Genomic DNA, 21462 nt, shown 5'->3' with positions numbered 1-21462 from the left:
AAGCTATGAAGTACCAGACACCTGGCGGTTTGTATCCGACCTGCATCGCGCTGCATGAGACCGGCGCCTACGTCATCGCGCACCCGATCGGCGACGGACCGGTCGACGCGGATCGAACGCTGCTGTTTTCGGTGCAAAACGATGTCGCCACCCTGATCCGTGACTTCGGCATCGAAATCACCGGGATTGCGTGGCTCGACGGCTCGCTGTTCGCGGTGGACGGCTATTCCGGTCTCTACCGGCTGCGCGACGGCGAATGGAGGGACCTGCCGGATGTCGGCGATCCGGTGCCACGAATAAACGCCCTGCGCGTCGTCGGCGGCCGACTTCACGGCCTGACGTCGGAAGGTGTCATCTGTCTTTGGCAGGACCCGGCCTGGGTAGAGATCACGCCCAATGACGACGACACCTATCTGTTCGATCTGGCGCTCGAGGGCGAAGGCAAGATGATGGCGACGGGCGACAACGGTTTTCTGGCCTATGTCGCCAATGGCGCGTTTCAAACAATCGACGTGCCGACAAATGCAAGCCTGACATCGGTGTTCGCGCTGTCCAGGGACACGATACTGGTGACTGGATGGAACGCCACGGCCTTGATGGGCAATGCTGACCAGCTCAGGCAACTCGACGTCGAAGGCCGAACGGAAACACTGATGAACACGGTCCGCTGGGACAACAGGATCCTGATCGCGGCAAACGAGGAGATCCTCGAATTGAAGGGGACGACGTTGTCGGTTTTCGAGACCACGCCGGCGATCAGGCTGACATGCGACGGGAGCCAATTGTGGAAGCAGTACGGGCGCGGAGTCGACAGATACGAGAACGGCCAGTGGATCAACGTGCCGCTTGTGGCGAATATCTGATCGGCTCTGTTCCGGTTGGCGGCTGCAGTCGCGGTCACGCGCCCGGCCCCGAGCGAAGGTAAGTCCGCACCCTGTCGAGGTCGAGATCGAGGATGCGCGGCGGCTCGGCCACGGATAGCATCCTCAGCACGAAGAGCTCCCCCTGTTCAGGGAACTCGTCATAGCGCTCCCTGGCAATCCTCAGGCCCGCCTCGCCGGCGACGCGCAGCCCGTCGAGATGCGCCTCGAGGCGTTCAATCAGCCGGGCAATCCTGACCGCGTCAAGTTCAGGGTTCTCCTCCGGATGCAGCAGGTGGCGGTCATAGACGGACCAAAGGAACGCCGCCATCTCCGCATGCTGGCGAACGATCTTTTCCAGGACGAACTTGCTCAATTGAGATTCACCGAGCCCCCGCGGATGTTATTCGTAACACTGGCGTGACTTGTGACGTAGGTGCCGCGGATGGTGATATGGCCATCCTTCTCCATCACGATGGCCGCCTTGCCGCAGCGCAGCTCGACGCGCTCCTTACCAACGATCCTGACGGTCTCTCCATCGCGCACGATCAGTGCGGCGCTGTCGGGCCGGCTGGGCTCGACGATGCGGCCGACGATCAATGGACGGGCGGGGTCCCCGTCTTGGAACAGCAAAGCGACCTCGGTCCCGATCATACCAGCCGACAGATCGGTCAACGTGCGTGCCGCGATTGCGGTTTCCTCGGGATTTCCAGGGAACACGACGAGCGGGGAATCGTCTCCGAAGCCCAGGAAGACACCGATCACCACGCCGTCGATACGATCAATGACCTTCGCCATGCTGGGTCTCAATTCTGCTTGATCTCGGAGCCCTTCATCGTGATGTCGCTGGAGGCCTTCACATTCACGCTGCCCGATGCTTTCACGATGATGTCCTTGCCACTAATGGTGATCTCGCCGTCTTTCTTCAGGGTGATGGACGACGACCCGCAATTGAAGATGATCTGCTCGCCGGCGGTGATGGTCATGCCTTTGGCGACCTTTATGAGACCGTCTTCGCCGATATCGAGCATATCCTTCTTGGCGACCTTTGTGCTGCGCGCGCCGCCGATATCGGTCGAATCGTCTGTTCCGACTTTTGCGCCGCGCTCCTTGGCAATCTCGGTGCTGTGGGCTCCGCCGATCTTGAAGACCTGGTCGGCGCCGGTCTGAACGGTCTGGTCAACCGAGATCTCCCAGGTGTCGCTGGCGCCGATGGTATGGCTCTGGCCCGCTCCGACAGTCACCGACCGCGTGGCACCGATATCGTTCATCTGTGGGCCGCCGACGCTGCGCTGCTCAGCCGCGCCGACCGTGTCGACACGAGCCGCCCCAACGGTGATGGTCTGCACGAGGCTGACGGTTTGCGAATGGTTCTGACCGATCGTCTCGGTCGAATTGGCGCCGATGCTGATCGTCTCGTTGGCGCCCACCGTCAGCGACCTGTTCTTGCCCACCGTTTCGGTGTCGTTCGACCCGATGTTCGTCGTCTGGTCGACGCCGATCTTGACGGTCTTGTTGTTGCCGACGTCCTCGTCGAGGTTATGGCCGACGGAGTGCTTCGCGTCATGGTCGATGCGGTCGGACTGGTCGTGCTGGACCGTCTTGTTGCGGTCGTGCTTGATCAGCAGGTGATGGTCCTTCTGGGCCTGGAAGTTGACCAGCTCGGAGCCCGCCTTGTCCTCGAACATCAGCTCGTTGTAGCCGCCGCCGCCTTTCGAGGAATTCGACTTCCAGCCGGACTGCGTGGCGTTGCCGGGCAGCCCATAGGGCGGCATCTGCGAAGCGTTATAGACGCGGCCGGTGATGATCGGCAGGTCCGGATCGCCCTCGATGAAATCGACGATGACCTCCTGGCCGATGCGCGGGATCTGGATGAAGCCCCAGTTGCTGCCGGCCCAGGTCTGCGAGACGCGCACGAAACAGGAAGAGTTCTGGTCCTTCTTGCCGAGCCGGTCCCAGTGGAACTGCACTTTCACCCGCGCATATTTGTCGGTGAAGATCTCCTCGCCCGAAGGGCCGACGACGGTCGCCGTCTGCGGGCCGCGCATGATCGGCCGCGGCGTGATGCGCGCCGGCCGGTAGGGCAGTTTGGTGGGCGCAACGCCGAGCACCACCTTGAAATTCTCGCTGTGGGCCTCGTTCTGCGTCCGGTAGCCCGGGTCGAACAGGCGATATTCGGCGCTGACCACCAGATAGTCCTGGTTCTGGTCGTCGCGCGGAAAGCTTTCCAGCGTGAACTTGCAGCCGGAAAAAAGACCGCGCACGGTACCCACCGCCGTGCTGTGCTGATGCACTGCCTGAAGTTCCTCGCGGCGGATCCCGGCGATCTTGTCGCCGCGTCCGACATCCAGATGCGCGCCGGGCTGGCGATAATTCTCACCCGAAGCCTCCTTGTGGGCGAAAGGCTGGGCGGATTTCGCCATCAGATCGGCGCCGGGCTTCTCAAAATCATAATCCGTATGGGCATAGGCGCCCGGGCGCACCGCGCTGCCCGGAATCCACTCGGTGATGTATTCGACATCGCGCCGCGAGGCCTGGCCCTCGAAATTGTAAAGCACCTTCTCGTAACCGGGCGCCGGCTTCAGCTTGCTCATCGCATCGCAGAGGATGAGCGTGTGCTTGCCCTCGTCATGCTCGAAGAAATAGAAGATGCCTTCGTGCTCGAGCAGCCGCTGCACGAAATCGAGATCGCTCTCGTCGTACTGAACGCAATATTCGCGCTGGGGATAGGACCCCTGCAGCCGCTTCTCGAATTTGGCGATGCCGTATTTCGAGAATATCTTCTCGACGATCTCCACCGCCGTCATGTTCTGGAAGATACGGCAATCGGTGGTGTTGCCGAGGAACCAGAGCCATGGCCTGACGGTCGCCTCGTAAAAGGCCAGCCGGTCCTCGATGCGGGTCAGCTTGAAATCCGACGCAAGGCCGCTGAACCAGCGCTTCGGATCGGATTCGCCCTCGACCGAAACGACGCCGCCCAGCATCTTCAACGGGTCGATGTCGCGGTTCTTCGAGACGAAGCCGACCGTATAGGCAAAACAGCGGCTGATCTCATCGCGGCCGATGAGATGGGTGAAGGTCAGGTCGGCGCCCGCCGGCGTCTGCACAACCGTGGCGCGTTCGTTCGGCATGGTCGTGCCCCTCCTGGACGCGGCCGCCAGTATGATGGATTGAAGCCCCCGCTATGTTAACCGCATCACGTTCGGGAACTTTTCACGCCCACCGCACCGGACCGCTTTCAGCCTAGCATATGTTTGGCGGCGGCCAAATAACAGCCGTGGCTAAACCGCCCCGTGCGCCGGTGTGAAACGCTGCTCTCCCGCCGCGCTCGCAAGCTGCTAGAATGCCAGAGCATTTCCAGGAAAGCTGCGTTGGCGTTTCCCCCTGGAATTGCGCGGAAAATAAGCATTTGTTGACCAAGTTGGGCGACGCTTCCGGATGTTCATCTCGCTCCAGATCAGCAATGTCGACAGGCTGCCGGCCGGCACCGCCGCCAGCTATGCCGCCCGCGACCGCAGCTTCGAGATCGGTCGCGAGAATTGCGACTGGACGCTGTCGGACCCGGACAAGTTCATTTCGGGCCGGCACTGCGAGGTCCGCTACCAGGCGGGTTCGTTCTGGCTCTACGATGTCTCGCGCAACGGCACTTTCATCAACGGGTCCAGCCAGCGCATGGCTGGGCCGCATCGGCTGGCCCAGGGCGACCGGCTGCTGATCGGCCGCTACGTCGTCGGCGTTTCGATCGAAGACGAACGGGCCGCGACCGGACATCCGCAGGCCAGGACAGGATCGACGCAGCGCAAGCTGCCGCCCTCGACGGGCGGCCCGCCGGATCCTGGCCATGAGCCGTTCTTCACTCCGGTGGAACAGTGGTCGACCGGGGCGGCGCCCGTCTCCAGGTCCTCGGCCCCGCAGCCCGGTCCGGCCGTGCCGGCCAATCGGCCGGCCGAAGCGGACGCGATGCTGCGGGAGATCGCCAGGGCGGCGGGCATCGCGCCTGACTTGCTGCAATCGCGCGACCCGCACGATATCGCGGCCGAGATCGGCTCCGTGCTGAGGACCACGGTCGAGCAGCTATCCCTGCTCCTCAAGGCGCGCGCGGCGGCAAAGGTGCTCGCCAAGAGCGCGCACCGCACGATGATCGGCGCGGAGGACAACAACCCGCTGAAATTCGTGCCGGGCACCGACGACATATTGGAGATCATGTTCGCCAAGCGCAGAGCCGGCTATCTCGATGCCAGGCGCAGCGTCGAGGATGCGTTCCGCGACCTGAAGACCCATGAGATCGCGACCTATGCCGCCATGCAGGCCGCGCTGTCGCGGCTGCTTGACGACCTATCGCCGGAGGCGATCGCCAGGAAGATCCCGCCGGCTTCCTTCTCGTCCAGGAAGAGTCAGGCCTGGGATGCGCTTGTCGCGACCTGGCGGACGATGGAAGACAAGCACGAGAACGGCATGCTGGATGTCTTCCTCGCCTATTTCGCCGAAGCCTACGCCAAGGCCGACAAGCAGAAATAGCCGCACGGCACGGCCGCGCCGGCCGTATGTGACGGGTCTCATAGAAGAAGCCGCCTCTTCGAGCATCTTGCTCTCCGATTTCAATCGACGGGCCGTTTCAATTGGGTATCCGGGCGACTAGAATGCCTGGGGACGCTTGCCCGGCGGGCAAAGCGGCGTGGCTTGGGGCGTGTGCAGCAATGTCATGTTTCGGCGAGATGAGCCTGTCCATGCGGTGCGCCGCCGAGGCTCAGGCTGGAACGCGTTCCCCCGGGCCAAAACCTGCTCATTGCAATTCGAGGGCGGGTCGTCGCCGATGAGTTCCAAGGACGATCCTTCCAGGCCGGCGGATAGAACCGTCATCCGCGCGCCGCGGCCGAAGCAGAAGCCGCTTGCGGCTCCCGAGAGATCCGGTCCGGAAGGCGCACGTCCTGCTCCATCGCCTGCCCGCGAGGCGACAGTGTTCGACCCCGGCGGCGGCCGACAGATGCCAACCGGCTGGTCGTCCGGAACGGTGCTGTTTCAGGGACCTGCCCCGGGAGCGGTGGACAATGCGACGCCGGGGCTGCCGCAGGACGCCGTGCTCGCCGCCGCCGAGGGCGTGCGATATGTCGCGGCAAATCCGATCCTTGCCGCGGCGGCGCCGCTGCTGATGCTCTTCGGCCAATTGCGGCTGATGCCGGTCGAACGGCAAGCCGCACCCTTGGCGGAGCGTATCGCCGACGCGATCGAGACTTTCGACCGCGCGATCGCCAAAGCCGGCGTAGCCGAGGAAGACGCCCGCATCGCCAAGTTCGCCCTTTGCGAAACCGCCGACGACCTCGTCGGCAATCTACCTTGGCCGGACAAGGACAGCTGGCTTCAGCACAGCCTGGCGGCGCGGTTCTTCCACACCCAGCCGACGGGCACGGGCTTCTATGGAGCGTTGAACAACATTCTCGCCAAGCCGGAAGCGCATTACGACCTGCTCGAACTGATGCATGCCTGCCTGTCGCTCGGCTTCCAAGGCCAGTATCGGGGGCTGACAGGCGAACGAAACATGCTCGAACGCGTCCGGCGCGACGTCTACGACACGCTGCGCTACCTCAAGCCGCGCGCCAACGACGACGTCTCGCCACGCTGGCAAGGCATGGCGGCGGCGTTGCCAAAGCCAAGGGCGCAGCTGCCGCTCTGGGCGGCAGCGGCCGCCGCGGCGACGCTGGTGACAGCGGCCTTCTTCGGGCTGCGGGTGCTGATCACCGACGAAGGCGACGCGACCGCCGGCGAATTGCTGGCGCTCAACCCATCGACGCCCGTCACCATCGAGCGCGCCAGCGTGGCGGCGCCCACTGAGCCGGCGCAAGCCAGCCCGCCGCCGCCCGCGGTTCCGGACACCACCCAGATCGACCGCATCCGCGCCGCACTTGCCAAGGAGATCGCCGGCGGCGGACTGAGCGTCGGCGAGAAGGGCGAGTTCATCGTCGTCGAGATCAACAACCAGCTTTTGTTTGCGCCCGGCCAGGCGGAGCTGAAGCCGCAGTTCCAGCCTGTCGCCGCCGACATCGCCACGGCGCTCGATGCTGAAGCGGGACCCATCAATATCATCGGCCACACCGACAATGTGGAGCCGAAGAAATCGAGCACGTTCAAATCGAATTTCGATCTTTCCGTTGCCCGGGCGAAGGCCGTCCAGGCGATGATGGCCAAGCAGTTGAAGGACCCGTCGCGGCTGAGCGCCGACGGCAGGGGCGAGGATGAACCGATCGCCGACAATGGCACTGCGGAAGGCCGCGCCAAGAACCGCCGCGTCGATGTGATGATCCCGAAACAGGAGACCCTGCAGGCGAGCGCGGCGGCGGAGAACGGCGACTGATGCGCTGGATGCTGCGTATCTTCAGCCTGGCCGCGCTTGCCGGTTTCTCGGCGGCGGTCTGGTATGCCGGGCCGCTGATCCGCTTCGCCGATACGCGCCCGCTTGGACCTGTGTGGCTCAGGGCCACCATCATCGGCGTCACCATCGTGGCACTCGCACTGTTCTACGGGGTCCGCTTCTGGCAGCGGCGCAAGGCGCAAAAGGCGCTCGAAACCGCCATCGTGCGCAGCGACGAGCGCAACGACGATTCGCAGGTGCTTGAAGCGCGCATGAGCGAAGCCATCGCGACGCTGAAGCGGACGAGCGGCAAGCGCAATTTCCTCTATGATATTCCCTGGTACATCATCATCGGCCCGCCAGGCGCCGGCAAGACGACGGCGCTGGTCAATTCCGGGCTGAAGTTCCCGCTTGCCGGCTCCGGCAGCGCGCAGCCGCTGGCTGGCGTCGGCGGCACGCGATCCTGCGACTGGTGGTTCACCGACGAGGCGGTGCTGATCGACACGGCCGGCCGCTACACGACGCAGGAATCGGACCGTGAGCACGACAAGGCAAGCTGGCTCGCCTTCCTGGGACTGCTCAAGAAGCACCGCACCGCGCAACCGATCAACGGCGTGATCCTCGCCATCAGCCTTGCCGACCTGATCGGCTTCGACGACCGGCAACTCGACGCGCACGTCACCGAGATCAGGAGCCGCCTGCGCGAGCTGCACGAGACGCTGAAGGTCCAGTTCCCGGTCTATCTGCTCTTCACCAAGGCCGATCTCATCTGCGGCTTCATGGATTATTTCGGCGATTTCGATGAGGCGCGCAGGCGCAAGGTGTGGGGCGCGACGTTCCAGACCGCCGACCGCACCAAAAACATGGCCGGCGAGGCGCCCGCAGCCTTCGATGAACTGGCGAAGCGGCTCGCCGAAGAAGTCGCCGATCGCTTGCAAGAAGAGCCCGACCCGGTGGCGCGGATCGCGCTGTTCGGCTTCCCGGCCCAGTTCGGCGCGCTGAAGAACCGGATAACGCAGTTTGTCGGCAGCCTGTTCGACACATCGAGGTCGCAGGTCAATGTCAGCCTGCGCGGGCTCTATTTCTCGTCCGGCACGCAGGAAGGGACGCCCTTCGACCAGGTGCTGGGCGCGATCGGCCGCAGTTTCGGCGATGCCTCGCAGGCGCATCTTTCCGGTGCCGGCAAGAGCTTCTTCCTGCACGACCTGCTGGCCAATGTGATCTTCCCGGAATCGGGCTGGGTGTCCTTCGACCGGGCGGCCGAGCGGCGCGCGAAGCTCGCCAGGTTCGGCGGCCTGGCCGCGATCGCGCTGGCGGCAGTGGCGGCGCTCGGCATGCTTGGCCTCAGCTTCTTCGCCAACAAGGCGCTGATCGCTTCCACACGCCAAGCCATGGCGCATTATCGCGACAGCGCCGATAGCCTGCTCAAGAGCACCACGGTGACGGACGTCGACCTCGAAAACGTCATCGGTCCGCTCGACCAGCTGCGCAACCTGCCGGCCGGGTTCGAAAATAGCGACCAGGGAAAGCCGATCGAGGAGACGTTCGGGCTCAGCCAGCGCGAGCGGCTGCTGTCGGCCTCTAAGACGGCCTACCGGCAGGCGCTGGAGCGGACCTTCCGCTCGCGGCTGCTGGTGCAGGCCGAGCGGACGATCCAGGCCAGGATGGCCGATCCGATCGCGCTCTACGAGCCGCTCAAGATCTACCTGATGCTGGGCGGCAAGGCGCCGAAGGTCGACGACGAGCTGATCGTCTCCTGGATGAAGCAGGACTGGGAGGAGAACCGCTACCCCGGCGAGAACAACCGCGAAGGCCGCGCGCAGCTCGAAAAGCATCTGCGCGCGATGCTTGCGCTTGACGACGCCTATGATCCGACCTTCGCGCTCAACCAGCCGCTGGTCGAGGCCGCGCAGCGCTCGCTCGGACGCATGAGCCTCGCCGACCGCGCTTCGGCGCAGATCAAGTCGGCGGTTTACGCGGCAAAGCTGCAGGATTTCTCCATCGCCGCGAAAGCCGGTCCGGAAGCGCAGCTGCTGTTCGAGCGCACGGATGGCAGTGAGCTCGCCGATCTTCACGTCCCCGGTCTTTACACGCGCGCCGGGTTCAATCGCTTCTTCCTGCCGCAGCTCTCGCGCATCGCGCAGATGCTCGTCGACGACCAATGGGTGCTCGGCGGCGGCGGCGAACAGGGCGGCATCGACCAGGACCTGCCCAGGCTCGGTCCCGAGCTCATCGACCGCTACGGCAAGGAATTCGCCGCCGCCTGGAACGGCGTGCTCGACCAGCTGAAGCTCAAGGCGATGCTGAAGGACAAGCCGCAATATCTGGCGCTCTCCGCCCTCGCGGCGCCGGAGTCGCCCCTCGACCAGCTCTTCACCGCGATCGCCGATGAAACCGCATTGACGAAGGACAGCGGCGCCGAGGGCGATATCGGCACGGCGCAGCCGGATCCCGCCAGCATGGCCAAGGGCCTGGCCCGCATCGGCCTGCAGATCGCCGGCGGCAAGTCGCAGAGCCGCGCCGGCGCTAGCTCGGCCGTCGTGCAGAATGCCGGCGCGAGCGTCGAGGCGCAGTTCCGCTCGTTCCAGGCGCTCGTCGGCGGGGCCGCCGGGCGCCGGCCGCTCGATGCGCTGACACAGAACTTCCACGACATCTTCCAGAGCCTGAGGCTCGCGGCCGATGTCCCGACGCAGACCGAGCGCGTCAACGCCAATTTGCAGCTGCAGATCTCGACGCTAAGGGCCAATGTCTCGCGCCTGCCGAAGCCGCTGGCGCGCATGGTCAACGCGGCGGCGGACGAACTCGAAGGCAATGTCGCCGAGGCCTCCGTCGCCAACCTCAACCAGAGCCTCGACCAGACGGTGACGCGCGTCTGCGAGGAGGCAGTCAACGGCCGCTATCCCTTCACACGCGACGGCACCGACGAGATCTCGATGGCGGATTTCACCAAGCTGTTCGCGCCTGGCGGCCTGATGGACCGGTTCTTCGCGCAGAACCTCGCGCCGCTGATCGACATGACCGGCCAGGAGTGGACTTGGAAGCAGGACGCCCGTTCCAGCCGCGACCTGGCCAAGTCGACCTTGAAGGCGTTCCAGTCGGCGGCGGAAATCCGCAGCGCCTTTTTCCCTTCCGGTGGCTCGGTGCCCTCGGTGTCCATCACCATAACGCCCACCTCATTGAACAGCGAAGTCGACAGTGCTTTGCTCGACGTCGACGGGCAGACGGTCCAGAGCGCCCAGGCCGGCAACGCGCCGAGCATCGTGACATGGCCGAGCGGCGCCGCTTCCGGATCGGCGAGCCTCAGCCTCGTGCCGGAAATGCCCGGCCGGGAGTCCGCGCTCAAATTTGAAGGACCATGGGCATTGAAGCGGCTTTTCGACAAAGCAACCATCACCGGCGACGGCGCCAACACCGAAGCGCGCTTCGTGATCGGCGGACGCGATGTCGCCTACACCATCCAGGCCGGCTCGGGCGCCAATCCGTTGCTGCTGCCGGCCTTGTCCGGCTTCAGCTGTCCGAAGGCGTTCTGAGATGGTCGGTCCCAGCCTTCATTTCGGTACTCTAATAGATGCGCTTGTGGCAGAGTGGCCTGGGCACGCGGCCCATGGCTGGTCACAGAGGACGCCTGCTGAGCGCTTGGTGGCAAATTGAGCACTGTCGCCCTCCCCATCGACAGCTTCGGCGTGAGCCACAAGGGCTGCGTGCGCGACCACAATGAAGACAATTACCTCATCGAGCCGCAGGCCGGGCTGTGGGTGGTGGCCGACGGCATGGGCGGCCATGAGGCCGGCGAAGTCGCCTCGGCCAGCATCGTCGACCATCTCGCGACGATCGGAATTGCGAGCTCGGCGCCGGATCTTCGTGCCCGCTTCGAGGACAGGCTCAGCCGCGCCAACGCCGAGATTCGCAACATATCGCGCTCGCGCGGCATCACCATCGGCTCCACTTTCGCGGCCCTGCTTGCCATGGATGGGCGCTTCGCCTGCCTGTGGGCCGGCGACAGCCGCATCTATCTCGTCCGCAACGGCTCGATCTTCCAGGTTTCCAAGGATCACACCGAGGTGCAGGAATTGCTCGACCGCGGCATGATCAGCGCCGAGGAAGCGCGCGTCTGGCCGCGCCGCAACGTGATCACGCATGCGATCGGCGTCAGCGACGAGCTTGAGATCGATTTCCAGCAGGGCGAGCTGATGGCGGGCGATGTCTTCGTTCTGGGCACCGACGGATTGACCGCGCATGTCAGCGACGCCGAGATCGAGGCCGCGGTCAGATCCGCCACGCCGCGGACGGCATGCGAGAACCTCTTGAAAACCGTGCTGGCGCGCGGCGGAACCGACAATGTGACTATCGTGCTCGTGAAGATCGGCGACGGGCAGAGCGGTGCGCTCCATTCGGATCGGTCCGCGGCAGAGGGCCTGGCCGGATGAGCGACGACGACAAGACACGGCTGTCGACGAACGTCACCTATACGGGTGTCGGCACGCAGCTCAGCGGCATCTACGAGCTCGACGAGAGGATCGCCTCCGGCGGCATGGGCGAAGTCTATCGCGGCCACAACATCCAGACCGGCGACCATGTGGCGATCAAGATCGTGCTGCCCGAATTCGCCCGCGACCAGACGATCCTGTCGCTGTTCCGCAAGGAAGCATCGATCCTCAACCATCTGTCGCATGACGCGGTGGTGCGCTACCACGTCTTCACCATCGATCCGGGGATCGGCCGTCCCTATCTTGCGATGGAGTTCGTGGACGGCCAGTCGCTGTTCGACGTCATGCGCCGCGGGCCGATGCCGGGGGATGATGTGCGCCGGCTTTGCCATCGCCTCGCCTCGGGGCTCGCCGCGGTGCACCAGGCAGGCGCTGTCCACCGCGACCTCTCGCCGGACAACATCATCCTGCCCGGCGGTCGGGTGGAGCGCGCCAAGATCATCGATTTCGGCATCGCCCGGTCGGCCACCGTTGGCGGAGAAACGCTGATCGGAGGCAAGTTCGCCGGCAAATACAATTACGTCTCGCCCGAACAGCTCGGCCTCTATGGCGGCGAGGTGAGCGAGCAATCCGACATCTACAGCCTCGGCCTGGTGCTGGCCGCGGCGCTGCGCGGAAAGCCGCTCGACATGAGCGGGTCACAATATGAGGTCATCGAAAAGCGCCGGGCGGTGCCGGACCTGTCGGATATCGATCCCGATTTCCGCGAGCTGATCGAAGCCATGCTGCAGCCGGATCCGCGCGACCGGCCGGCCAGCATGGCCGAGATCGCCCGGGCGTCGCGCGGCGAGGATCTCGAGGCGACACTGCCGCCGCCGGTGTCGTTTGGGGCACGCGAACGCTCCGGCCTGCCGCGCGCCGGTTGGACGGCGCTGCCCGATTCCACACCGCAGCCGCCGGCGTCTCCCGGCGAGCCCCGCTTCGTTGAGCATGTGCGTCCCGCATATCTGTCGGAGCCACGGCCCGCGCCGGCAGCCGCCCCGGCCAGAGCGCCCGCACCGACCGCACCGACCGCACCCAAAAAGACTTCGCGCATGCCCGCCATTGCCGGCGGGGTCGCGGCTCTCGCTGTGCTGGTTGGGGGCGGCGTTTATTTCAGCGGTGTCCTGGCGCCCCCGCCGGCAACGGTAACACCCAAGCCACTGACGCCGAAGCCGGTCGCCGAAGCCGCCAAGCCGGTGGCCGAGGCGCAGCCACCGGAGGCGCCGAAACCTCAGACGCAGGCACCGGCCGCGGCTCAGCCGCAGGCGCCGAAGCCTGACGGCGCCGCCACCATCGAGACGGCGAAGCCGCCTGTCCAACCCGATGCGGAGGCCAAGGCGCCTGCCGAGAAGCCGGCCCCGCCTGCCATTCAGCCGGAGAGCGAGGCCAACAGCCAACCGCATCTCCCACAGGTCGAGACCAAACCGGCGCGACCGCCGGCGGCGCAATCGCCGACGCCTGCACCGGCTCCCGCGCCAGCGGCCGCCGAAAGCCAGAAGCCGGTGCAGCGTGTAGGCAAGCCGGCGGCCAAGACGCCGGAACCGAGCCAGGCGGCTGAGAACAAGCCGGCGCAAGAGGCAAATCCGCCGGCGGCCAAGCCGAGCGTAAAAGAGCTCGTGGAGATGCTTTCCAAGTTGCCCAAGCCGGCGGCTTCCCCACCTCCAGCTTCGCAAAGCCAGGCATCGACGCAGCCGACGCCTCCGCCGGCCGAGCCGAAGGCGCAGACCCCAACACCTAGTCAGCCGGAAACGCCGATCGCGCCGGCACAACCAGCGCAGCAAGCGCAGACACCGGCGGCCAAGCAGCCCGACAACACCGACGTTGCCATCAATGTGCCCAAGCCGGCGCTTCCTTCAGCGGAAGACGACATGATCAAGTGGAACGACCAGCGCTCTTGGGTGCGTGATTTCAGCGGCGGCAGCTGTTTTTACGCGAACGTCACTTCCGGACCTGGCGCCACCCCGACGATCGAGGGATACGCAACGGCGGTGCAGCCCTTCGAACAATTGCTCAACGATTTCCAGACGAGGTTCCATGTCGAGCCGGACATCAGCGTGCGCCTGATCACCCCGCTGCAGTGCGGCGTGCCCACCTTCCTTCGCTTCCTCGACCGAAGCTCGGCTGCAAAGCCACAGCTTGTCCTCGACCGGACATCGGTCCCCGACGGATCGCCGGTCAGCGGCGCGCTGTATACGGGCGGCGGGCTTGTCTCGAACATCATGCTGATCGACCACAAGGGCATCGCCTTCAATCTCGATGACCGCATGGTGCCGCAGACCGACAAGGTGACCTTCAACATCCCGATCGGTCTCGCTGCCGCGGACAAAGCAGCCGGCAAGGCGGTGCCGCAGATCATGCTGGTGATCACCGGCCCCAAGGACATCCAGGCTGCCATGTTCTCCAGACCGACGCCGGCTTCGGAGCTTTTGCCGAGGATCCTCGAGGAGATCGAGGCTGATGGATCGCAGTTCTCCGCCACGGCCACCTATTTCCGGCTTGGCGGATAGCATGAACGCCGATGGACCTTCGCCGCCTGCGTTATTTGCACCAGCCCTCGCCACGCAAGCAGCGTAACCGGCTCCGATTGCCGGGCCGCATGACGCTTGCGGCGCTGCTCGGCGCGGCGCTGTTCTCGATCCTTTCGCCCGGCAAGGCGCATGCCGAATTCACCGTCTGCAACCAGACGCTCGACGTCGTCAATCTCGCGGTCGGACAGAAAGTCGACAATGCCGACCAGACTGACGGCTGGTGGACCATCGGCGCCAACCAGTGCGTCAACGTCATCCGCGAGGAGCTCACCAACCGCTATATCTATCTCTACGCGACGGACGTCTTCGGCCACGCGGTCCTCAACGGATCGACCGAGATGTGCATCGACCGGCGGCGCTTTTCGATCCGTGGCATCGAAGAGTGCTGGCAGCGCGGCCATATCGCGGCGCGCTTCGTCGAGGTCGATACGCAGGAGCAGGTGCGCTGGACCTACTTCCTGACCGGAAGCAGCCCGTGACGCACTCGATCGACACGAGCTTCAGGCAGAAGAAGCTGGCGCGCTTGGCCGAGCGCCGGCGCAAGCTCTGGCGCGGAATCCTTGCAGGGGCCGCAGCGCTCGCCGTCGTCGCTTTGGCCACCGGCTTCTACCTGACCAAGGACTATTGGTCGTTCGGCGACGAGGACGAGGAGCTGCATCCCGTCGAGAGCATGGAAGACGTGCCCCCCGATGCCTCGGTCTATGTACCGGCGATCATTGATCTCGCCGGCGATCCGATGTGGATCACGCTGGCGCCCGATGCCGACACCGCGACTAAGGGCAAGACCGTTGCGCGTCCGGCTGAGCTCGACAGTTCCGGGGCTTCGCCGGAAATCGAGATGCTGTCCGACGTGATGCTGAGCGCCAGCGAGAAGTTCATGACGACGATCCCGTCGACGCAGGAGGATTTCGCCTTCTTCCAGGCCCAGCGGCAGGCGGCCCCAAAGCCTTCGGGAATTCCCGAGGACCAGCAACCGGCACCGCCCGCTCCGGCCGCGGCGCCAGACGATCAACAGAGCGATCCGCAGGGCGACCTCGAGAACGACCTCCAGGCGGCGCCTGACGAGAGCGACGCCGGCCCGGCGCCCAAGGCCGACGCCGACGATCCCGAGGCCGGCTGGGGCGAGACCATCGACCAGGGGGAAGCCGCGCTCCCGGCTTTCAAGAAGACCGCGGTCGAGAACAACACGACCGTGGCGACCGTCGCCAGCGAATACCAGCGCTTCGAGGCGACCGAGGATACCTTCGTGAAGATCCTCAACGACCGCAGCCTGGACAGCGTGGCACTCGACGCGCATTTCTCCGCCGACGACGCGAAGCTTGCGGGCGAGGCGCTGAAGACGCTGTTCAACCGCGACGGGCTGGAGCCCGGCTTTGTGGTGGCCATGCGCGGGTTCCGGCCGAACCGCGAGACGACGATGATGTCGCTGATGCAGGTCTCGATCTACGCCAAGAATGTCTATGTCGGCACACTGACGCGCAATGCGGCCGGCGCCTTCGTGTCGGGCGTCGACCCCTGGGTCCGCGAGGATCTGTTCAACTATTCCGGCGCCTCCGACCAGGGCGGGCCCAAGCGGCAGTACCGCCTGCTCGACGCGATCTATTCGACGGCAGCGCGCAACAAGGTGCCGACCAGCGTCATCGGCGAGGCGATCATGTATCTGTCGCGGGGGCAGGACCTCGACGCCTTTGCCAGCGAGGACCAGCGCCTGGTGCTGATCTACTCGCAGACGCCGCGCGGCCAGGGCGAGATCTCCGGCCGGGTGCTCTATGTCGGCGTCCAGGGCGCGCAAAAGAGCCTCGACTGTTTCGTCTTCCAGCAGAGCGACGGCCAGTATGCCTGCGTGACGGGCGACGATCAGGTGCGATCGCTGACCGTCACCAACGGCATGGTCACACCGGTCGCCGGAGTGATGACCTCGACCTTCGGCCCGCGCAAGCATCCGATCCTCGGCACGGTTCGAATCCACAAGGGCGTCGACTGGGCGGCTCCGGTCGGCACGCCGATCGTGGCCGCCTTCGATGGCGCGATCTCCTTTCAGGGCGATGGCGGCGGCTACGGCAATCTGGTGAAGATCACGCATGCCAACGGCCGCGAGACGCGTTATGCGCATATGCAGAAATTCGCCATCGCCAGCGGGGTCGGCACCAAGGTGAAGGCCGGCGACGTCATCGGCTATATCGGCACAACGGGGCTTTCGACCGGCCCGCATCTGCATTTCGAACTCTATCAGAATGGCGAGGCCATCGATCCGCTGGGCACGGTCACTTCGGTCGCCACCGCCGTTTCCGTCAGCTCCGGCGGCTCAGGCGATTCCGCCGTCGAGACGCTGACCGACCGGATCGTGCACGTCGAAAGCGGCGGCAGCGCCCGTGCCAAGAACCCGCTTTCGTCGGCGACCGGCGCCGGCCAGTTCATCTCCAAGACCTGGATCCGCATGATGAACACCTATCGTCCCGATCTCGCCCGCTCGCTTTCGACCGCCGACCTTTTGGCGCTCCGCTACGACGCGACGCTGTCGCGCGAAATGGTGCGCAACCTGGCGCGCGAAGGCGAAGCCTATCTGCGCGCCCGCGGCCACCAGATCACCGCCGGTCGCCTCTATCTTTGCCATTTCCTCGGCATGGAAGGGGCGCATCAGGTGCTGGCGGCGCCGGGCTCGTCGCAATTGACCGCGGTTCTGGGATCAGCCGTCATCCAGGCCAACCCGTTCCTTACCGGCAAGACCGCCAGTTATGTCGTGGACTGGGCCGAGCGGAAAATGGGGCAGAAAGCGCCGCGCGCGGTGACCGATCAGGGCCAGCCGGCGACGACCACGACCGAAATCCGGCAGACGTCTCCCGAATTCGAAAAATACAAGCAGGCGATCGCCGCGCTGATAGGTTCGATCCAGAATACGCCGGGACCCGGCTGACCGTGGTCTTTTGGCTAAGGCACGATTTCGACGCGCGGTGAGCTGGAACATTTGAGAGGATTCGACGTTGCCGGCCATGGTCAAAAAGCAATCCAACGAAAACGGTTCGTGCTTCGAATTCGACGTCATGCGCGAAGCGTTCACGCGCTGGGTCGATGAGGATGAGATTCCTGAAGATCAATGGCGACCGCGCGCGACGAAGCTGGTTCGTATCATGACCGGGGACGATTACGTCGATCCCAACGTGGTCGAATGGATCATGCGTAAAAAACCCCAGCGCTGAGGGGGATCGGCGCTGGGGCTCTTTGGGCATGTACGCTGTACCGGCATGGCCGAATATCAGGCTGCGCTAATATCGTAAACGAGTGGTAAATTGCTTCCTCTAAACCATGGTCCCGAAAACCGGCTCCCACTTTTCGGGTCATGCTTTAGAACTGATCGAGAATGCGAGCCCTGCCTGTCGGCAGTCGCCCATCGGCAGTTCGCTAAGAGCTGAACGGCGCCGACCGCCCTATTGCGTCCTGATCCGCATTTCCACCCGGCGGTTGACCGGATCGTAGGGATTGGCGACGCGCGGATGCGACTTGCCCAGGCCGATCGGCTCGAGGCGGGTCGATTGAACGCCGTTCGCTGTCAGGAAGGCCGCCACCGATTGCGCCCTTCGCTGCGACAGGTCCTGGTTGTAGCGATCCGTACCGGTCGCGTCGGTGTGGCCTTCGACGACGAAGCTGAACGTGCTCAGCCTATTGTCCTTCAGCGCCTTGGCGAACTCGTCCAGCTCCGTGCGGGCGGTCTGGTCGAGCTGGGCCGAATCGAGGGCGAAATTGATCATCATGTCGAGGCTGCCCTTTTGGGGCGCCTCGTTCTTGTCGGCTTTGCTCTTGCACTCTTCTTCGGTTCCGACGCAGATACCGCGCGACGCGCCAAGATTACCCTGGCCGGCGAAGAACTTCACGATGTCTTCCGATTTCTGTAGCGGATCGGCATAAACGTGCGTTGAAAAAAGCACGGTCGCCAATGCCAAGGCTGAGCTGCCCCACCGCATGACCGTCACTCCTGTTTGAGCGGGTTTCGCTGGCGCGCACCATATCAAATCTTGAAGCGATTGTCTGTGAACAAGCGCACGTTGCCGATGGCCGCCACCTGCTAAAAGCTGGAGCATGATGCCGAAAAATATGAAGCGGTTTCGGGCGGCATCATGCTCTAGTTCTTTGATTTAGAGACGGGTTCATCCGGCTCTAGGCTTGACCGGCTCTCGGCTAACGGCTTGAGTGGTTGTCAGCTGGCTCTCGGGGTTTGGCAGCCATGGCCAACGAACTCGGATACAGAACCGCAAGGGATCTCTTTCTTGCCTGTCCCGCGATCGCCCGGGACATGAAATCGCCGGCCGCCAATCAATCCCCGCTTGAGTTCTGCCGCGCCCTGCTCGCCGGGCGCGTGCCGGAGGAGGCTGTCACGTTCTGTGCCTATCTCCTGCCGGAACGCGCCGCGGTCTGGTGGGGGCATGAATGCCTGAGCCATCTCTCAGAACTCCTTGCCGATAGGGACCTCGAATTGCTGGCGCTCGTCAATGACTGGGTCGGCGAGCCTGGCAATCCCCGTCATCGCATGGCGCTGGGCGACGCCGTCGATCCGTCGCCGACGACGCCGGCTGCTTGGATCGCTCTGTCCGCGGCGTGGCGCGACCCGGCCTTCGATATGCTGTCGACTGGATTTCCCGCCGCCCACGCCGTCAACGCCGGAATCCTGGCGGGGCTGGCGCGCGTCTCGACCGCGGACCGTTTTGGCGTGCTTTCGGCCTTCGTCGATATGGGCATCCAGATCGTGGAGATGGAGGCGCAGCGGCAATCGGTCGACGCGTACTAGGGCCTACCGCACACAGTCATTTGCAGCCGCCTTGCGCCCATCTGGCCAAAGCGACCTTGAAGCGCGTGCCGAGCGGATGCTGCAGGCGCAGCACGGAGATGTCGTTGGCGGCGAAATTCTTCGCCTGCTCGCAGAGGCGGGTCTCGTTCCACTCGTGGCAGCCGTCGCAGTGCTTGCCTTGCCAGACCGACTTGTCGAGGCCTTCGACCGGACTGAAAAGCGGTTGTCCCTTGATCAGTTGGGCTATGCTCTTGCCGTCGATTGCCGGGTCGCCGAACTTGACCGGGCGCTCGAAAAAGATCGGCCCGTCCGTCGCCAGCTTCGGGATTCTTTCACGCAGCGCATTGAGCGCAAGCTGATCGTCGGTCTGGCCGGACGCCGCGCCGGTGTTGCGCGTCCCGGAGCCCGCTTCGGCCTGAGGCGGGCCCGCCTCGCCGACAATCAGCGGCGCATTGAGATCGATCCTGTGCAAGACGACCTCGGTGGTCAGCGAGACGTTGATCCAGGGGCGCTGCTTGCCGGCGGTGGCCTTGAAGACATCGCTGGTCACCCTGTTCATCGCTTCGGTGATGGAGACGTTGGCTTCGCCGATATGCTGGAGCAGCGCCGTGGTGAACGGCGAGTGGTCGCCCGAACCGTCATAGGCGAGCTGGTTCGGACTTGCGGCGAAGGCGACAAGCGTGCCGGCGCCGCCATTCTCGATCGGAATTTCGGCGAGGCCGCTGCTAGCGCCCTTGATGCCGGCGGTCTTCGCCAGCACGTCGGCAAGCGGATTGTCGCGGCAAGCGTCCAGGAAAACCAGTCTTATGCTGGTCTCGCGCGACATCTGGCGCAGGACGAAATCGACCGAGACGGCCTCGAAATCGAGCGAGGTCTCGTCCTCGAGCGCGGCGTCGACCGGAAGCAGATAATTCTTGCCGGAGACCTGCAGGCCATGGCCGGCATAGAAGAAAAGCGCGATGTCGGCGCCCCGCACCTGCTTGGCAAACTGCGCGACCGTAGTCTGTGTCTGCTGCTTGGTGAGGTCGAAGCCGGAGACCACCTCGAAGTCGAGGTCCTTGAGCCGATCGGCCATGGCTTGCGCATCCCGCGCCGGATTGGCGAGCGGCGCCGCGTGCTGATATTGCGAGTTGCCGAGCACCAGCGCGACGCGCCGCCCGGCATTGGCGGCGGCCATCGTCAGAATCAGGGCAAGCGCCACAACTCCCAGAGCGCGAAGCAGGCCACCGCAAAAGGCGATCGGACCAGGACCCACCGCCACCTCAGTTGGCGAGCTTGCTGGCGGAGAATTCGATCCGCCGGTTGAGCGCCTTGTTCTTGGGCGTGTCGTTGGCGGCGACCGGCTTGTCCTCGCCATAGCCGGCCGAGCTTATCTGGTTGCGCGGAACGCCGTCGGCGACCAGCGCATCGGCGACCGCCTGGGCGCGCCGCTCGGAGAGCGCCTTGTTCGCCTCGGGCGATCCGTCGGAATCGGTATAGCCGGACACTTCGACCTTGAGGGCCGGGCATTTGCCGACGACGCCCTCGACCTCCGCCAGCAGCGGGCGGCTCTTGGCGTCGAGCCTCGCGCTCGCCTGGCGGAAATAGATGGCGCCGGTGCGCGAGAGCACGGCAAACCGGTTGAGGCATTCCTCGTCGCTGAAATTGGCTTTCGCGGCATCGGTGGCGACGGGGCCGACCTCGGCGGTCGAGGCCGCAACGGTCTGCACGGCGGCCGGCTTGGCGCCTTCGGCGGTGAAGACGAAATCGAAGGACACCGACGCCGTGGGCACGATGTTGGTCACGTTGGCCGCCTGCTGCAATTTGTCGATGTTGGGCAGGAGGCCGAAATCCTCGACATGGACCGCGACGGGCGCTTCCGAAGCGACGGAAACCTGGGTGTCGCTGATCATGGTGACGACGACGCTTGCCTCGAGATCCTTGTCGACGCCATGCAGGCTGAGGCGGAACGGCAGTGTCGTCTTCACGCGGCGCTTGGTAGGCAAATCGGCGAACGCCGCCGGATCCACCTTCGCCGTCACTTCGGCCGTCGGATAGGTGAATGTCTCGAAAAACAGGAAACGCATGCGAACGTTGCGCAGGTCGACGCCCGTATCGACGGAATTGAGGTCGAAGCTGATCCTGGCGCCGCCGGCGGAACTCAGCGTGCCGGTGATGTTCCTGATCTTGTTGGTCTCGACGATCGTGTTCTTCTTGACCGACTGGTAGGTGAGCACCGAAGCGGAAGGATCGAGCGTCCAATTCGGCGCGGCGCTCGCAGCCTGCGATCCGAAGACCAGCAGGGCGGCAACGATCAAGCCAAAAGCCGCCGCCTTGACTCGCATCTTTCGCCAGAATGCGACGACTTCGAACATGGAACGCCCCCGCCAGGACAACCCGATCTCGATACCGGCATGTGATCGGAGCATAGAGCACTTGCCCCGGCTTGGCGAGCGGTTACGCGGACTTGATAAACGACTCGGCCGCAGCTACCGAGTCC

At 64.6% G+C, this 21462-nt stretch carries 16 protein-coding genes; 10 read left to right on the top strand and 6 right to left on the bottom strand.

What is annotated here, in order from left to right:
• The first annotated feature begins 5 nt into the window (after nt 1-5).
• Nucleotides 6-863 (top strand): hypothetical protein, encoded by an 858-nt coding sequence (locus LB520_RS27250; protein ID WP_224639989.1) that lies wholly within the window; start codon nt 6-8, stop codon nt 861-863.
• A 34-nt stretch (nt 864-897) separates the two neighbouring features.
• On the opposite strand, the gene LB520_RS27245 is transcribed toward LB520_RS27250, so the two are convergent.
• From LB520_RS27245 to tssI, 3 genes are read right to left on the bottom strand one after another with little or no spacing between them, the layout of a single operon-like run.
• Nucleotides 898-1191: a hypothetical protein gene (locus LB520_RS27245; protein ID WP_224640023.1), complete on the bottom strand. Its 294-nt coding sequence runs from the start codon at nt 1189-1191 to the stop codon at nt 898-900.
• 41 nt (nt 1192-1232) lie between these two features.
• Nucleotides 1233-1658, bottom strand: coding sequence for a DUF6484 domain-containing protein (locus tag LB520_RS27240; RefSeq protein WP_224639988.1), 426 nt, complete (start codon nt 1656-1658; stop codon nt 1233-1235).
• A gap of 8 nt (nt 1659-1666) precedes the next feature.
• The gene (gene tssI, locus LB520_RS27235) at nt 1667-3991 is read right to left on the bottom strand and encodes a type VI secretion system tip protein VgrG (RefSeq protein ID WP_224639987.1); all 2325 of its coding nucleotides are present in this window, start codon (nt 3989-3991) and stop codon (nt 1667-1669) included.
• Between the two features lie 307 nt (nt 3992-4298).
• On the opposite strand from tssI, the gene tagH reads away from it, so the two are divergent.
• The 8 genes from tagH to LB520_RS27195 all read left to right on the top strand — a co-directional run bounded on the left by tagH (nt 4299) and on the right by LB520_RS27195 (nt 17400).
• Nucleotides 4299-5378 carry a type VI secretion system-associated FHA domain protein TagH gene (gene tagH / locus LB520_RS27230; RefSeq protein WP_224639986.1) on the top strand — a complete coding sequence of 360 codons (1080 nt, stop codon included), beginning with the start codon at nt 4299-4301 and terminating at the stop codon, nt 5376-5378.
• Between the two features lie 295 nt (nt 5379-5673).
• Nucleotides 5674-7209, top strand: a complete 1536-nt coding sequence (gene tssL, locus LB520_RS27225; protein ID WP_224639985.1) for a type VI secretion system protein TssL, long form — start codon at nt 5674-5676, stop codon at nt 7207-7209.
• Nucleotides 7209-10736, top strand: coding sequence for a type VI secretion system membrane subunit TssM (gene tssM / locus LB520_RS27220; protein ID WP_224639984.1), 3528 nt, complete (start codon nt 7209-7211; stop codon nt 10734-10736). The genes tssL and tssM overlap by 1 nt, the downstream gene beginning before the upstream one ends.
• Nucleotides 10737-10853: 117 nt before the next feature.
• Complete coding sequence (locus LB520_RS27215; RefSeq protein WP_224639983.1) at nt 10854-11633, top strand: PP2C family protein-serine/threonine phosphatase; 780 nt, start codon at nt 10854-10856, stop codon at nt 11631-11633.
• Nucleotides 11630-14182, top strand: coding sequence for a serine/threonine-protein kinase (locus LB520_RS27210; RefSeq protein ID WP_224639982.1), 2553 nt, complete (start codon nt 11630-11632; stop codon nt 14180-14182). The genes LB520_RS27215 and LB520_RS27210 overlap by 4 nt, the downstream gene beginning before the upstream one ends.
• A gap of 11 nt (nt 14183-14193) precedes the next feature.
• A complete protein-coding gene (locus LB520_RS27205; protein WP_224639981.1) occupies nt 14194-14682 on the top strand; it encodes a DUF1036 domain-containing protein in 489 nt (162 codons plus the stop codon).
• Nucleotides 14679-17117, top strand: coding sequence for a M23 family metallopeptidase (locus LB520_RS27200; protein ID WP_224639980.1), 2439 nt, complete (start codon nt 14679-14681; stop codon nt 17115-17117). Before LB520_RS27205 ends, LB520_RS27200 begins: the two co-directional genes overlap by 4 nt.
• Nucleotides 17118-17184: 67 nt before the next feature.
• The gene (locus tag LB520_RS27195; RefSeq protein ID WP_224639979.1) at nt 17185-17400 is read left to right on the top strand and encodes a hypothetical protein; all 216 of its coding nucleotides are present in this window, start codon (nt 17185-17187) and stop codon (nt 17398-17400) included.
• Between the two features lie 228 nt (nt 17401-17628).
• Here the strand turns inward: LB520_RS27195 and LB520_RS27190 are convergent, their stop codons facing one another.
• Nucleotides 17629-18162 carry an OmpA family protein gene (locus tag LB520_RS27190; RefSeq protein ID WP_224523530.1) on the bottom strand — a complete coding sequence of 178 codons (534 nt, stop codon included), beginning with the start codon at nt 18160-18162 and terminating at the stop codon, nt 17629-17631.
• Nucleotides 18163-18422: 260 nt separating this feature from the next.
• Here LB520_RS27190 and LB520_RS27185 point away from each other — a divergent pair, with 260 nt between their 5' ends.
• Nucleotides 18423-18983 carry a DUF6931 family protein gene (locus LB520_RS27185; protein ID WP_224639978.1) on the top strand — a complete coding sequence of 187 codons (561 nt, stop codon included), beginning with the start codon at nt 18423-18425 and terminating at the stop codon, nt 18981-18983.
• Nucleotides 18984-18999: 16 nt separating this feature from the next.
• Here the strand turns inward: LB520_RS27185 and LB520_RS27180 are convergent, their stop codons facing one another.
• Both LB520_RS27180 and LB520_RS27175 read right to left on the bottom strand, forming a co-directional pair.
• The gene (locus LB520_RS27180; RefSeq protein ID WP_224639977.1) at nt 19000-20184 is read right to left on the bottom strand and encodes a caspase domain-containing protein; all 1185 of its coding nucleotides are present in this window, start codon (nt 20182-20184) and stop codon (nt 19000-19002) included.
• A 61-nt stretch (nt 20185-20245) separates the two neighbouring features.
• The gene (locus LB520_RS27175; RefSeq protein WP_224639976.1) at nt 20246-21337 is read right to left on the bottom strand and encodes an OmpA family protein; all 1092 of its coding nucleotides are present in this window, start codon (nt 21335-21337) and stop codon (nt 20246-20248) included.
• Nucleotides 21338-21462: the final 125 nt, after the last annotated feature.

The organism is Mesorhizobium sp. CA12, assembly GCF_020165255.1.
In the GTDB taxonomy this organism is placed as follows: Bacteria; Pseudomonadota; Alphaproteobacteria; order Rhizobiales; family Rhizobiaceae; genus Mesorhizobium.
The sequence above is the reverse complement of the archived record's forward strand: the minus strand, read 5'-3'. Positions and strand labels throughout refer to the sequence as shown.